This window comes from Streptosporangium carneum (assembly GCF_027922005.1).
In the GTDB taxonomy this organism is placed as follows: Bacteria; Actinomycetota; Actinomycetes; order Streptosporangiales; family Streptosporangiaceae; genus Streptosporangium; species Streptosporangium carneum.
The window spans coordinates 122,690-135,982 of record NZ_BSEV01000020.1; the positions used below are offsets into that span (position 1 = coordinate 122,690).

The 13,293-nt window shown below is 72.2% G+C and carries 11 protein-coding genes; 7 read left to right on the plus strand and 4 right to left on the minus strand.

Features of this window, described 5'->3' with window-relative positions; all coding sequences use genetic code 11:
• Positions 1 to 22: 22 nt before the first annotated feature.
• The 3 genes from PKF00_RS31940 to PKF00_RS31950 all read right to left on the minus strand — a co-directional run bounded on the left by PKF00_RS31940 (position 23) and on the right by PKF00_RS31950 (position 2,589).
• Complete coding sequence (locus PKF00_RS31940; RefSeq protein ID WP_271221414.1) at positions 23 to 475, minus strand: BP74-related protein; 453 nt, start codon at positions 473 to 475, stop codon at positions 23 to 25.
• A gap of 271 nt (positions 476 to 746) precedes the next feature.
• Entirely contained in the window at positions 747 to 1,937 is a 1,191-nt protein-coding gene (locus PKF00_RS31945) for an MFS transporter (protein ID WP_271221415.1), read from the minus strand.
• Between the two features lie 145 nt (positions 1,938 to 2,082).
• Positions 2,083 to 2,589: a TetR/AcrR family transcriptional regulator gene (locus tag PKF00_RS31950; protein WP_271221416.1), complete on the minus strand. Its 507-nt coding sequence runs from the start codon at positions 2,587 to 2,589 to the stop codon at positions 2,083 to 2,085.
• 117 nt (positions 2,590 to 2,706) lie between these two features.
• Here PKF00_RS31950 and PKF00_RS31955 point away from each other — a divergent pair, with 117 nt between their 5' ends.
• Together PKF00_RS31955 and mnmA are read left to right on the plus strand one after the other, a co-directional pair.
• The gene (locus tag PKF00_RS31955; RefSeq protein WP_271221417.1) at positions 2,707 to 3,870 is read left to right on the plus strand and encodes a cysteine desulfurase family protein; all 1,164 of its coding nucleotides are present in this window, start codon (positions 2,707 to 2,709) and stop codon (positions 3,868 to 3,870) included.
• An 89-nt stretch (positions 3,871 to 3,959) separates the two neighbouring features.
• Positions 3,960 to 5,030: a tRNA 2-thiouridine(34) synthase MnmA gene (gene mnmA / locus PKF00_RS31960; RefSeq protein ID WP_271221418.1), complete on the plus strand. Its 1,071-nt coding sequence runs from the start codon at positions 3,960 to 3,962 to the stop codon at positions 5,028 to 5,030.
• A gap of 108 nt (positions 5,031 to 5,138) precedes the next feature.
• Here mnmA and PKF00_RS31965 read toward each other — a convergent pair whose 3' ends face one another.
• Positions 5,139 to 6,572 (minus strand): PucR family transcriptional regulator, encoded by a 1,434-nt coding sequence (locus tag PKF00_RS31965; protein WP_271221419.1) that lies wholly within the window; start codon positions 6,570 to 6,572, stop codon positions 5,139 to 5,141.
• Between the two features lie 89 nt (positions 6,573 to 6,661).
• Between PKF00_RS31965 and PKF00_RS31970 the strand changes: the two genes are divergently transcribed.
• From PKF00_RS31970 to PKF00_RS31990, 5 genes are all read left to right on the plus strand, one after another.
• Positions 6,662 to 7,777: an S-methyl thiohydantoin desulfurase family protein gene (locus PKF00_RS31970; RefSeq protein ID WP_271221420.1), complete on the plus strand. Its 1,116-nt coding sequence runs from the start codon at positions 6,662 to 6,664 to the stop codon at positions 7,775 to 7,777.
• Complete coding sequence (locus PKF00_RS31975; protein WP_271221421.1) at positions 7,774 to 9,222, plus strand: hydantoinase/oxoprolinase N-terminal domain-containing protein; 1,449 nt, start codon at positions 7,774 to 7,776, stop codon at positions 9,220 to 9,222. The genes PKF00_RS31970 and PKF00_RS31975 overlap by 4 nt, the downstream gene beginning before the upstream one ends.
• Before the next feature lie 28 nt (positions 9,223 to 9,250).
• Positions 9,251 to 10,570: a purine-cytosine permease family protein gene (locus PKF00_RS31980; protein ID WP_271221422.1), complete on the plus strand. Its 1,320-nt coding sequence runs from the start codon at positions 9,251 to 9,253 to the stop codon at positions 10,568 to 10,570.
• A 129-nt stretch (positions 10,571 to 10,699) separates the two neighbouring features.
• The gene (locus PKF00_RS31985; RefSeq protein WP_271221423.1) at positions 10,700 to 12,223 is read left to right on the plus strand and encodes a hydantoinase/oxoprolinase N-terminal domain-containing protein; all 1,524 of its coding nucleotides are present in this window, start codon (positions 10,700 to 10,702) and stop codon (positions 12,221 to 12,223) included.
• Complete coding sequence (locus tag PKF00_RS31990) at positions 12,216 to 13,292, plus strand: S-methyl thiohydantoin desulfurase family protein (RefSeq protein WP_271221424.1); 1,077 nt, start codon at positions 12,216 to 12,218, stop codon at positions 13,290 to 13,292. Before PKF00_RS31985 ends, PKF00_RS31990 begins: the two co-directional genes overlap by 8 nt.
• Position 13,293: the final 1 nt, after the last annotated feature.

A 13,293-nucleotide genomic window follows, 5' to 3' on the forward strand; every position in this document is an offset into this window, starting at 1 on the left:
CCCGTGCACCGTGACTACGGCCTCACGGCGCGGAGACCTCCCGCACCAGCTGGGAGCTCCAGGGGCACCAGGTGTTGCCGGGCAGGAACGCGCCGCCCACCTCGGACAGGTGCTCCTCGACGTAGTCGATCCCGGCGTCGCACACCTCGGTGGCGACGTCGAAGAAGTCGACCGTGGTGGGGTTGTAGTGGTAGCTCCAGTTCGGGTTGTAGGCGGCGGTTCCCACCACGATCGTGCCGATGACGCTGGGCCTGTCGGTGGTCGCGCCGCTCAGCAGGTCCCTGGCGTGCTGGATCTTGGCGGGGTCGGTGAGCTTGAAGACGAACTTGTCGTTGCCGGAGTCGGTGAACTCGAAGTAGGCGGCCCCCCAGGCGGCCTGCGGGGCCGCCTCGGTCTGCCGGGCCTGAGCGGGAGCGGCCAGGCCGAGCGTCGCGACCGCCGCGAGGGCGGCGATTCCGGGGAGGATACGTCGCATGGGCATCTCCTTTGTCTGACGAGTCGTTTTCACGACGTCCTTGACGACTGGGTAAAGACGTCCTTGACGACTGGGTAAAGCCGTCAGTCGGGACTGTAGGTCAACGATCATCGAGACGCGCGGAAGTGTCCTATTTCTGACACATTGTTTGGGGATTGTTCGCCCATGGGTCATGCGCGTTCCAGGCCGTGAGGCATGGGCGTTCCGGGCCGTGAGGCATGGGCGTGCGCGGACCGGCCCGTGTCTCGACGGGCCGGTCCGCGCACGCCGGTCAGGCGGCCATGGACAGTTCGCGCTCGGGAGTCTCCTCCGGCGCCTCCACCCTTCCCGGGCGGGGCAGGAACCGGGCGAACAGGGTGATCAGCACGCCGAGAGCGACGGCGATGCCGAGCGCGGTCCTGAGCGTGGTCGCGTCCGAGAGGAATCCGATGATCACCGGACCGAGCAGCAGTCCCGCGTAGCCCATCGCGCCGGTCTGGGCGATGGCCGGACCCGGGTTCTCGACCGCGCCGCCCGCCAGGGACATGGCCATCGGGGAGACCGTCGCGACCGCGACGCCCACGAAGAGCATGGCGAGCACGGCGATCAGGGCGGTCGGAGCCGTCAGGACCACGGCGAAGGTGGCCGCGGTCGACAGGCCCGCGGTGACGATCATGCCACGCGCGCCGAAACGGGCCCGGACGCGGTCGCCGGTGAGGCGGCCGAACAGCATGCCCGCCTCGAAGATCGGGTACCCGAGCGCGGCCACCGCCTCGGGGGCGCCGAGGGCGTCGCGCAGGTACAGGCCGTTCCAGTCGGCGACCGTCCCCTCGACCATGAACGCGCAGAACGCGATCACACCGAGCAGGTAGACGACCGGCGGCATCCGGCGGCGGCTCGCGGCGGCCGCGTCCCGGGTGACCACCGGGTCCGGCAGGTAGGTGCGGCTGATGAAGACCAGCAGGGGGAGCGCGGCCAGGGCCACCGCGGTCAGGTGGGTCGTGACCGACAGGCCCGCGGAGATGGCCGCGGTGCCGACCAGGCCCGCCGAGATGGCTCCCACGCACCAGCCCGCGTGCATGCCGTTCATCAGCGGCCTGCCGTACGCGCGCTCGACCGTCGAGCCCTGCGCGTTCATGGCGACGTCGACCGCGCCGAACGCCATGCCGAAGAACGCGGCGGCGACCAGCAGCAGCGGGAACGTCGGGGCGACGGCCAGCAGGGCCAGGGTGGCCGCGCAGAGGGGAGCGCCGACCCGCAGGATGCTCCGGCTGCCGAAGCGGGACATCACCCCGCGCATCGACTGCATGGTGACCAGCGCTCCCAGACCCCACACGAGGAGGGTCATGCCGATCGACGCCTCGGACAGGCCGAGTTTGTCGGACAGCGCGGGGATGCGCACGGTCATCGATCCACACAGCAGACCGGCAAGCACGAATGTGAGAACCGCTCCGGTGCGAGCCGTCCTCAGGTCGCGGGTCATGACTCAATCCCTTCAATACATGTTTCGAATGACTGTTAGGGGGAACACAAGAGTCGGTCGCTTCCGCGCGCGCGGAAGCGACCGCCAGTGTCAACGGGGATGATCGACGGTCAACGGGGATGATCGACGAGAGACGACGCCGCCGTCAGGCGGGCAACAGGTCCAGCAGGCGCCGCTTCAGCTCGGCGTAGCGGGCGTCGTCGTACAGGCCGGGGTCGTGGCTCGCCACGTCCCACAGTCCCTCGCAGGCGAGGCGCACGATCTGCGCCGTCGTGGGGTCGGGCTCGCTGTCGAGGCCCTCGCGATGCCAGCGGGCCATCGCCTCGCGCAGCGGCGCGAGAAGGTAGAGGTTGCCGGAGGCCCCGGTGACCACGGCCCAGCGTCGCAGCCTGCCGCTCCGCACGGCGTCGAACGTGGCGGCCAGATAGTTCTTGGTGTAGGTGTTGTGGCCCTGGTTCGCGACGAGCTCGTCGAACTCCTCGATCAGCCGCTCGACCATGCCCTTGATCAGGGCTTCCTTGGTGCCGAAGTGATAGAGCAGGCCGCCTTTGCTGCATCCGGCCCGCTCGGCGACCGCCGCCAGGGTGAGAGCCTGAGAGCCCTGGTCGCACAGCAGATCCTCTGCCGCGTCCAACAGCTCTTCCCGTCTCATGTGCCCTACTGTACCGTCTGGACGGTTTAGTGGTCAAACCGGGGATGGTCTCTCACCGGCGCCCGGATACCCTTGGAATGCCACAAGCGATCTGGGACTGGGAAGGGAAGTGCGGTAGTGGAGTCCGCCTATCTCGATCACGCGGCGACCACGCCGATGCTTCCCGAGGCGATCGAGGCGATGACGGCCCAGCTCGGCAGGGTCGGCAACGCGTCGTCGCTGCACGCCGCGGGGCGGCGCACCCGCCAGGTCGTCGAGGAGTCGCGCGAGAGCATCGCCGACGCGCTCGGGGCCAGACCGAGCGAGGTCGTGTTCACCTCCGGCGGCACCGAGGCCGACAACCTCGCCATCAAGGGCCTCTACTGGGCGCGAAGGGCCAAGGGCGCGAACCGCATCCTGGTCAGCGCCGTCGAGCACCACGCCGCGCTCGACCCCGCCCACTGGCTGGGCGACCGCCAGGACGCCGTCGTCGAGCTGCTCGACGTCGACGAGTTCGGCCGGGTGCACCCACAGACCCTCCGCACCGCCATCGAGCGCGACCCCGACAGCGTCGCCCTGGTCAGCGTCATGTGGGCCAACAACGAGGTCGGCACCGTGCAGCCGGTCCGCGTGCTCGCCGCGATCGCCCGCGACCACGGCATCCCCTTCCACACCGACGCCGTCCAGGCCGTCGGCCAGCTTCCGGTCGTGTTCGCCGACGCGGGAGTCGACGCGCTGACGCTCTCCGGACACAAGGTGGGCGGCCCGATGGGCGTCGGCGCGCTGCTGCTCGCCCGCGGCGTCGACCCGGTGCCCGTGCTGCACGGCGGCGGGCAGGAGCGCGACGTGCGCTCCGGCACGCTCGACGCGCCTTCGGTCGCGGGCCTCGCCGCGGCGGTCCAGACCGCGATCGCCCGTCAGGCCGAGACCTCGGCGCGGCTGGCGGAGCTCCGCGACGGCCTGATCCGCAAGGTCCGGGCGGCCGTGCCCGACGTGGTCCTCAACGGCGACCCGGTGAACCGCCTTCCCGGCAACGCGCACTTCTCCTTCCCCGGCTGCGAGGGCGACGCGCTGCTCATGCTCCTGGACGCCAAGGGAGTCGAGTGCTCCACGGGTTCCGCGTGCTCCGCCGGGGTCGCCCAGCCCTCCCACGTCCTGCTCGCCATGGGCGCGGACGCCGTCAGCGCGCGCGGCTCGCTCCGCTTCTCCCTGGGGCACACCTCGACCGAGGCCGACGTGGACAGGGTCGCCGACGTCATCGGCATGGTCGTCGAGCGCGCCCGCCGCGCCGGTCTGAGCTGACGACTCCGGGCTGACGACCCCGGGCTGACGACTCCGAAATCTCCCGGCCCGACGGTGTGTGCGCCGACGCGGGTACGCTCAAGGGTGTTATGAGACTTCGCGTGCTTGCCGCCATGTCCGGCGGCGTCGACTCCGCGGTCGCGGCCGCCCGCATCGCCGAGGCCGGTCACGACGTCACCGGCGTGCATCTGGCTCTGTCCGCCAACCCGCAGTCCTACCGGACCGGTGCCCGGGGGTGCTGCACGATCGAGGATTCCCGCGACGCGCGCAGGGCCGCGGACGTGATCGGCATCCCCTTCTACATCTGGGACATGGCGGAGCGGTTCCACCGCGACGTGGTCGAGGACTTCGTCAGCGAGTACGCCGCGGGCCGTACGCCCAACCCGTGCCTACGCTGCAACGAGAAGATCAAGTTCGAGGCGGTCCTGGACCGCGCCCTCGCGCTCGGCTTCGACGCCGTGGCCACCGGGCACCACGCCCGGCTCGTCGACGGCGTGCTGAGCCGCAGCCCCGACGAGGGCAAGGACCAGTCATACGTGCTCGGCGTGCTCACCAGGGAGCAGCTCAGCCACGCGATCTTCCCGCTGGGTGACTCCACCAAGGCGCAGGTCCGCCAGGAGGCGGCGCGGCGCGGGCTGATGGTGGCCGACAAGCCCGACAGCCACGACATCTGCTTCATCGCGGACGGCGACACCCGGGGGTTCCTGGAGAACAGGCTCGGCACGGCCCAGGGCCCGATCGTCGACGAGTCCGGCGAGGTGATCGGCAAGCACGAGGGCGCCTACGGTTTCACCGTCGGTCAGCGCAAGGGTCTGCACATCGACCGTCCCGCCGCCGACGGCCGCCCGCGCTACGTGCTGTCCATCGAGCCGGTCTCCAACACCGTCACCGTCGGCCCGCGCTCGTCCCTGGAGGTCACCGCCATCGTGACCGAGCGCCCGGTGTGGAACGGCCCCGTCGCCGAGCCGCGCGAGCCGCTGGCCTGCACGGTCCAGCTGCGCGCCCACGGCGAGGTCTACGGCTGCCGCGTCCAGGTGTCGGGCGAGGAGGTCCACGTCGAGCTCGACGCCCCGGCCACCGGGGTCGCGGCGGGACAGGCCGCCGTGTTCTACCTGGACGACGTCGTGATCGGATCGGCCACGATCGCCAGAGCTGCCTGATCAGGCGGCCTCGGGCAGGCGGCTCCCGTCAGGCGACGACGTCTCGCCGCCGGGAGGCATGGCGGGGGCGCCCGGCGGAGGCCGTCGTGGGCCCCTGCCGGGCAGGGGTCAGAGGCGGGCGGCCCGGCACGCCAGCTGGAGGGCCAGACGCTGCTGAGGGTCGTCGAGGTCGGCGTCGAGGAGCTCCCCGATGCGCCGGATCCGCTGACTCACCGCGTTACGGTGCAGGTGGAGCTCCTCGGCGACGCGCGCGGGTGACCCCTGGTGGTCGAGATAGGACTGAAGGGTCCGCACCAGCGGTCCGGCCCGTCTGGGGCCGAGGGCCAGCACCGGGGCGAGCAGTTCCTGTACGGCCTGGCGGGCCGCGTCGGAGGAGTACCACTCCACGAGCATGCGGTCGAGCCCGGCCACGTCGTACACGGTGACCGGGGAGGCCGTGCCCCGGTTGCGGAGCAGCGCCGTACGGGCTTCGAGCGCCGAGGTGCGCAGGCCGAGCGGGCCGTGGTGCGCGTCGCTGACCCCGCAGCGCAGCTCCGCGCCCGCGAAGCGCTCGCGAAGCTGGAACAGCAGCCGTTCCGCGACGGCGACGGTGGCCCGCAGGCCGTCCCTGCCCGGATCGAGCTGCTGGGTGCGAATGATGATCAACGCGTCGTCGGCGCGGGCCGGATGCCAGTCGGGGCCGCCCTCCGAGCGCAGCAGCCGCGCCGCGACGGGGCCCATCTCCTCGAGGACGGCGTAGCGGTTCGACCCGGTGAGCGCGGTGGGCTCCACCCGGAGCGCGATGTGCCAGGCGTCGACGGCGAACCCGAGGGCGCGTGCGCGGGTGGCGAGCCGGAACGCCTGGTCCTCGGGGGCGATGAGCAGCTCGGTCAGCAGCTGCGAGCGTGAGCGCACCGGAGAGTCGTCGCCCTGACCTCCGGTGGTGGCGAGGGTGGCCACGCCGAGGGCGAGCCGCACGGCGAGGGCGAGATGCCCGTCCTGCGCGCCGGGCCCGTCGGAGAGGCCGTCCGATCCGTCGGGAAGGCCGTCGGGCACGTCCGCGGAGAAGGCCGCGCCGTCGGTGTGGACGGGGACGCCGAGCGAGCGGGAGACGGCGGCCGCGATCCGGTCGGGGTCGCCGCCCGCCCGTAGCACGGAGGACGTGGCCGCCTCCGCGCGGACCAGCGCGTCCGCGGCCGAGCCCGACAGGGCGCGTTCCAGGGCCACCACCAGCTCGGCGAGATCCCCGTCGAAGGCGAGCAGGGAGACGCCGCCCCGCTCGGCCAGGGCCGTCGCCGTGACGGGCGGCGGCCCCTCGAAGGAGGTGAGCACCAGGGCGGCGGCCGAGGCGGCGGCCGCGTCGCGGATGGCGACGTCGAGGCGGTAGCCCGCCGTCCGCCGGGTGGCGGCGCCGGTCAACACGATCATGGATCCGGCGGGCTGGCCCGCCAGGTCACGCGGGTCCTCCACCAGCCGGACACGACTGACCCGCCGGGTGTCCAGCGGACCGGCCAGATGTCGGAGCCCGTCGAGGCCGGGCGCGCTCAGCAGGCGGTCTGTCACGTCTCCAGTGTGCCAGCGTCACATTCATCCGGCTAACGGTGTTCTCCCAGCACAGAGAGCACGGGGAGGGGTGTTCGTAGCCTTTCGGAATGGACATCGACGTCGAGCGACTCGCCGCCTACGCGCGCGGCTGCGCCGTCCTGGGATCGGGCGGCGGCGGGGCCGTGGCGATGATGCGGATGGTGGCCCGGCAGGCGCTGGAGGAGTACGGCCCGGTCCGCGTCCTGCAACCGGAGGAGCTGGAACCCGACGCCCTGGTCATGCCCTGCGGCCAGGTGGGCACCTCCGCGGTGAACGCGGAGCGGATCGGCGGCAGGGACGGGGCGCTCTGTCTGCGCGCCGAGGTCGAGAGGCTGCGCGACTCACAGGTCGCGGCGCTGATGGCGAGCGAGATCGGCGGCGCGAACGGGTGCCTCGCGGTGGCGTGGGCGGCCTGGCTCGGGTTGCCGCTGGTGGACGCCGACGGCATGGGCAGGGCCTACCCGCGCATGGACCAGACGGCGATGGAGCTGAACGGGATCAGTCCCACGCCCGCCGTCATATGTGACGAGCGCGGCCGGACCGTGGTGATCGACCACGTGGACGGCCGCTGGCTGGAGCGCCTGGTACGGGCGTCGCTGGAGGCCTTCGGCGGTCAGGCCTTCTCCAGCGAGTACGCGCTGCGCGCCTCCCAGGTCCGGGCCTGTGCCGTCGCCGGTTCGGTCACCCACGCGGTCGAGATCGGAGAGAACCTCCCCGATCCCCTGGTCGAGGGGAAGGTCGCCGCGGTCGAGGAGCGTTCGGTCCTCGTCGAGGGACTGGGCCGGGACGCGGGCAGGCTCGTCCGGATCGAGGCGCAGAGCGAGTATCTCGCGGTCTTCGAGAACGGTGAGCCGCTGACCGTCGTCCCGGACGTCATCGCGCTGCTGGACACCAGGAGCGGGGAGACCGTCCAGGTCGAGCAGCTCCGGTACGGCCTGCGGGTCGCCGTCGTGAGCCTGGCGTGCGCCCCGATCTGGTACACCCCCGCCGGGCTCGGACTCGGCGGCCCCGAGACCTTCGGCCTCCCCGGCCTGCCGGAGCCCGCCCGCCTCCGTGACACCGTCCGCCTCCGCCGTTCCTCCGGCTCAGGCGACTCCGGTGACTCCGCGAGCTCCGGTGACTCCGCGAGTTCCGAGAAGGAGTTCCCGCACTTCCGACTCGCCGCAGAAGAGGAGGAGAGATGAACATCGGCGTGGACGTGGGCCCGACCAACACCGACGCCGCCCTTCTGGACGACACCGGGGCCGTGCTGGCCACGGTCAAGGTCGGCTCGATCAAGGGAGACCCGGTGGCCAGCGTGGTCACGGCGCTCGAGGCGCTCGGGCCGTCCGATCTCACCGCCTCCACCGCTTCCGCGGGAAGCCCCCGGATAGCCATCGGGCTGCGCGGAGCCGCGACCGCGGTCGCGGAGCGCACCGGGCTCCACAGGGTCGCGGCGCTGCGGATCGGCGGTCCCGCCGCCCAGGCGGTACGGCCGTTCTTCGGCTGGCCCGCCGACCTGCTGGAGGCGGTCGAGGCGGGTGCGGAGATCGTCGACGGCGGCGCCGGGCTGGAGCCGGAGGACTGGACCCCGCTGGACCGCGAGGCGGTCGCGCGCTTCGCGGCCCGGGTTTCCGGACGGGCCGAGGCCATCGCCGTGACCGGCGTCTTCGCGCCCGTGGACGGAGAGCAGGAACACGAGGCCGCGGAGATCATCCAGGCCGAGCTCGGACCGTTGCCGATCTCCCTCTCCGCGGGCCTGGGCTCCCTCGGGCTGATCGAACGGGAGAACGCGACGATCCTGGACGCGGCGCTCTCCCGCTTCGCCCAGGAGACGGTCGAACGGCTGGCCCTCGCCCTTCCCCACGCGGCGGTCTTCGTGACCCGGGGCGACGGCACGCTGATGAACCTGGAGTACCTGGCCCTCTACCCCGGGCTCAGCCTGGGCAGCGGACCGGCGAGCACGCTGCGCGGCGCGGGAGCGCTGACCGGCCTGCGGGACGCGGTGGTCGTCGACGTGGGCGCAGGCCGTATCCGCGTCGGAGCGCTGACCGGGGGCTTTCCCGAGGAGAGCGCTCAGGGAGCCGACATCGGCGGTGTTCCCGTGGGCCTGCGCATCCCTGAGCTGATCCGGATGTCCCGCGACCCGCTCTCCGGCGCCGGTCGCCACAGTCTTGAGACGCTCGCCCGCCTGCTCGGCGCCCGTGGTCCGGCCCCGGAGAGGGGACGGGACCGTGCCGCCGTGGACAGCGGTCCCACAGAGCTGGCCGAGGCGGTGGACCGGATGCAGCCCGGCGTCAACCGGCTGCCGGTGGTCATGGTGGGCGGCGGGGCGTCCGCCGTACCGGACGAGACGCTCGGGGTCTCCGACGTCCGGCGGCCCGAACACGGCCGGACGGCCGGGGCGATCGGCGCGGCGACCAGCCCGGTCGGCGGGCAGAGCGAGCGGATCGTCCGGCTGAGGGAGGAGGCCTGGCTCGCCAAGGCGCTCGACGCCGTCGCCGAGGAGGCACGGGCGTACGCGGTGCGTGCCGGAGCCGACTCCCGGCACGTCGAGATCGTCGAGACCGGCACCTCCCCGCTGCCCTACCTGCCGGGTTCGTTCCTCAGGCTCCGTGCGAGGGCGGCCGGTCCGCCCTCGCAGCTTTAGAAAACCCCCCACTGAAAGGTCCCCCGTAATGATCGATGAGGACTACCCGCTGGAGCGGGTCCCGCGAGAGGCGCGCTACTCGTGGTTCAACGTGGCCGTGCAGCGTTTCGGCCAGCTCTCCGACCTGACGCAGTTCCTGCTCGGCGCGACGCTCGGCGCGGGTCTGTCGTTCTGGGGAGCGTTCTGGGCCTTCACCCTCGGTTCGGTGATCCTGGAGATCGTCTGCATCTTCGTCGGGATCGCCGGGATGCGCGAGGGCCTGTCGACCTCGGTGCTGGCCCGCTGGACCGGGTTCGGCCGCTACGGTTCCACGCTGATCGGCGTGATCATCGCGCTGAGTCTGTTCGGCTGGTTCGGCGTGCAGACCGCGGTCTTCGCGGCGGGCCTGCACACCATCATGAGCGGCATCCCCCTGTGGGCCTGGTGCCTCATCACCGGACTCGGCGTGACCGCCCTGGTCCTGCGGGGCTTCAGGGCGATGGGCTGGACGGCCTTCGTCACCGTGCCCGCCTTCCTCGGGCTGGCGGGCTGGGCGATGTGGGTCGAGCTGTCCCGGCACAGCCTGGGCGACCTGGTCTCCTCGACGCCGTTCGGTGAGCCGATCACGATCGCGACCGGCGCGACGATCGTGGCGGGCTCCTACATCATCGGCGCGGTCACCACCCCGGACATGACGCGGTTCAACCGCAGCACCGCCGACGTGGTCAAGCAGACGCTGGTCGGCATCTCCCTCGGCGAGTACGTGCTCGGCCTGGCCGGGGTGCTCCTCGCCTACGCCGTCAAGACCTCCGACGTCATCGCGATCATCACGGCCTCCTCGGGCGTCGTCGGCGTCGTCATCCTGGTCTCGGCCACCGTGAAGATCAACAACTGGAACCTCTACTCGTCGGCGCTCGGGCTGATGAACGCCGTGGAGTCCACGATCGGCGTGCGGCTCAACCGGGTCGCCGTCACCGTCGGCATCGGCCTGCTGGGCAGTGTCGCCGCCGCCATGGGAATCCTGGACGCCTTCTCCGGCTTCCTGTTCGTCCTCGGCGTCGTCACCCCGCCGGTCGCCGGGATCATGGTCGCCGAGTACTTCGTGGTCAAGCGCTGGCGGCCCGTCCTGGACGCCTCCCGGGAGCTTGGCAGGCTGCCGGAGACCGAACCCGCCTGGGTGCCGGCGACCCTCCTGGTCTGGGCGGCCGCCGCCCTGGTCGGCTGGCTGAGCGACGCCTACGGGTGGATCGGCATCCCCGCGCTCAACTCCCTGATCCTGGCCGGGGTCGGCTACATCGTCGCCGGGAAGCTCGGCCTGGTCAGGGGAACGCGGGAACTGCCCGTCGAGCGGCCCGCCGTACCCGTCTGAGAGCCCCCGGAGAACCCGCAAGCCCGAAGCCCGGAAGCTCGCAGGCTCAGAAGCTCGCAAGCTCGGAAAGCTCGGAAAGCCCGGAAAGCTCGGAAAGCTCGGAAAGCTCGGAAAGCTCGGAAAGAGAGCATGATGCGCATCGGAATCGACGTCGGCGGCACCAACACCGACGCCGCCCTCCTCGACGACAGCGGCAGGGTGCTGGCCGCCGTCAAGTCTCCCACCACGGCGGACGTCACCTCCGGCGTCGCCGGGGCGATCACCGCCCTCGGCGCCGTCGACGCCTCCGCCGTGATGATCGGCACCACCCACTTCGTCAACGCGCTCGTGGAGGCCTCCCGGCTGGAGCCGGTCGCCGCCGTACGGCTCGGCCTGCCCGCGACCGCCGCGCTGCCTCCGATGGTCGACTGGCCCGCCCGGCTGCGCGAGGTCGTCAAGGGACAGACCTACCTGTGTCACGGCGGCCACGAGTACGACGGCACCCCCATCTCGCCCCTCGACCCCGAGGAACTCAAGCGGGTCGCGGCCGACATCGCCGCCAGGGGACTTCGCTCGGTGGCGATCTCCTCGGTCTTCTCCCCGGTCAGCGGGGAGTTCGAGCTGCGCGCCGCGGAGATCCTCGCCGCCGAGCTCGGTCCGAAGGTCCACCTGTCACTCTCCCACGAGATCGGCAGGGTCGGGCTGCTGGCCAGGGAGAACGCCACCATCGTCAACGCCGCCCTGCGGCCGCTCGCCGAGCTCATCACCGACGCGTTCGAGAACGCGCTGGAGTTGGCGGGCATCGTCGCCCCGCTGTTCCTGTCGCAGAACGACGGGACGCTGATGGACGTCAGGCAGGCGCAGCGCTACCCGGTGGCGACGTTCGCCTCGGGACCGACCAACTCGATGCGGGGCGCGGCCTACCTGTCGGGGCTCACCGACTGCGCCGTGGTCGACGTCGGCGGCACCACCGCCGACGTGGGCATCCTGGTCGGAGGCTTTCCCAGGGAGGCCTCGGGCGAGGCGGAGCTGGCCGGGGTGCGGACCAACTTCCGCATCCCCGACGTGCTGTCGCTCGGCATCGGCGGCGGCTCGCTGGTCGGCCCCGACGGATCGGTCGGACCGCGCAGCGTCGGTTACCGGCTCACCGAGGAGGCCCTGGTCTTCGGCGGCTCCACGCTGACCGCCACGGACCTGGCGGTGGCCGCCGGGTACGCCGCGATCGGCGACCCCTCGCTCGTCGCGCACCTCGACCCGCGCGCCGCGCTGGCGACGATCGCCGAGCGCGTCGCCGAGACCGTGGACCGGATGCGCACCTCGGCCGCCCCGCTGCCCGTCGTCGTCGTCGGCGGCGGCAGCATCCTCATCCCCGACGGCCTGCCCGGTTTCGACGAGGTCCACCGCCCCGACCACTTCGCCGTCGCCAACGCCGTCGGCGCGGCCATCGCGCAGGTCGGCGGTGAGGTGGACCAGGTCTTCTCCGGAACCCGCGAGTCCATGCTGGACGAGGCCCGCGGCGAGGCGGTCGCCCGCGCCGAACGGGCCGGGGCCCGCGCCGGCAGTGTGCGGATCGTCGAGGTGGAGGAGATCCCCCTGGCCTATCTTCCCGGCGGCGCGACCCGCGTCCGCGTCAGGGCGGTCGGAGACCTGGACCTGGAGAAGAACAATGCGTGAACTCGGAGCCGACCAGCTCGACGACCTCGCCCGCGGCGCGGGCATCCTCGGCACCGGAGGCGGAGGAGACCCCTACATCGGCAAGCTCCTGGCCCGCGAGGCGATCCTCGCGCACGGCCCGGTGACCGTCCTGGACATCGACGAGGTGCCGCACGACGCCACGGTCGTGCCGGTCTCCGGCATGGGCGCGCCGACCGTGCTGCTGGAGAAACTCCCCGCGGGCACCGAGGAACTCACCGCCCTGCGCGCCCTGGAGGCCGTGCTCGGCCGCAGGGCCACCCACATCGTCCCGATCGAGATCGGCGGCGTGAACTCCATGATCCCCATCGCCGTCGCGGCCCAGACCGGGCTGCCGCTGGTCGACGGGGACGCCATGGGCCGGGCCTTCCCCGAGGCCCAGATGGTGCTGCCGACGCTGATCGGCGTCTCCACCACCCCGATGGCGATCGCCGACGACAAGGGCAACACCCTGGTCATCGACGCGGTCTCCAACCGCTGGTCGGAGCGGATCGCCCGCGCCGCCTGCGTGGAGATGGGCTGCCAGGTCTCCTCGGCCGACACGGTGCTGCGGGGCGACCAGCTGCGCGACGGGCTGGTCCCGGCGACGCTCACGCTGGCCGAGGAGCTGGGCCGGGCCGTACGGCTGGCGCGCGCAGGGCACCGCGACCCGGTGGAGGCGGCCACGCGGCTGCTGGGCGGGACGCGCCTGCTCACCGGCAAGGTCGTGGACGTGGAACGCCGCACCACCGGCGGCTTCGCCAGGGGTCGTGCGCGCCTGGAGGGCCAGGACGGCGTCCTGGAGCTGAGCTTCCAGAACGAGCACCTGCTGGCCGTGCGCGACGGCGAGATCGTCGCCACCACCCCCGACCTGATCTGCGTCCTGGACACCGACACCGGCGAGCCGGTCACCACCGAGACCATGCGGTACGGCCTGCGCGTCACCGTGATCGCGGCCCCCTGCGACCCCCGGTGGACCACCCCGGAGGGCCTGGTCCTGGCGGGCCCGCGTTACTTCGGCTACGACTGCGACCACGTCCCCCTGCCCAAGGAGGCCTCCCGCCGCGAGTGAG

Excerpts from the sequence above, each read along its gene's own strand:
- PKF00_RS31940 (WP_271221414.1), bottom strand. The coding sequence starts at position 475 with ATGCGACGTATCCTCCCCGGAATCGCCGCCCTCGCGGCGGTCGCGACG.
- PKF00_RS31945 (WP_271221415.1), bottom strand. The coding sequence starts at position 1,937 with ATGACCCGCGACCTGAGGACGGCTCGCACCGGAGCGGTTCTCACATTC.
- PKF00_RS31950 (WP_271221416.1), bottom strand. The coding sequence starts at position 2,589 with ATGAGACGGGAAGAGCTGTTGGACGCGGCAGAGGATCTGCTGTGCGAC.
- mnmA (WP_271221418.1), top strand. The coding sequence starts at position 3,960 with ATGAGACTTCGCGTGCTTGCCGCCATGTCCGGCGGCGTCGACTCCGCG.
- PKF00_RS31970 (WP_271221420.1), top strand. The coding sequence starts at position 6,662 with ATGGACATCGACGTCGAGCGACTCGCCGCCTACGCGCGCGGCTGCGCC.
- PKF00_RS31975 (WP_271221421.1), top strand. The coding sequence starts at position 7,774 with ATGAACATCGGCGTGGACGTGGGCCCGACCAACACCGACGCCGCCCTT.
- PKF00_RS31980 (WP_271221422.1), top strand. The coding sequence starts at position 9,251 with ATGATCGATGAGGACTACCCGCTGGAGCGGGTCCCGCGAGAGGCGCGC.
- PKF00_RS31985 (WP_271221423.1), top strand. The coding sequence starts at position 10,700 with ATGATGCGCATCGGAATCGACGTCGGCGGCACCAACACCGACGCCGCC.
- PKF00_RS31990 (WP_271221424.1), top strand. The coding sequence starts at position 12,216 with ATGCGTGAACTCGGAGCCGACCAGCTCGACGACCTCGCCCGCGGCGCG.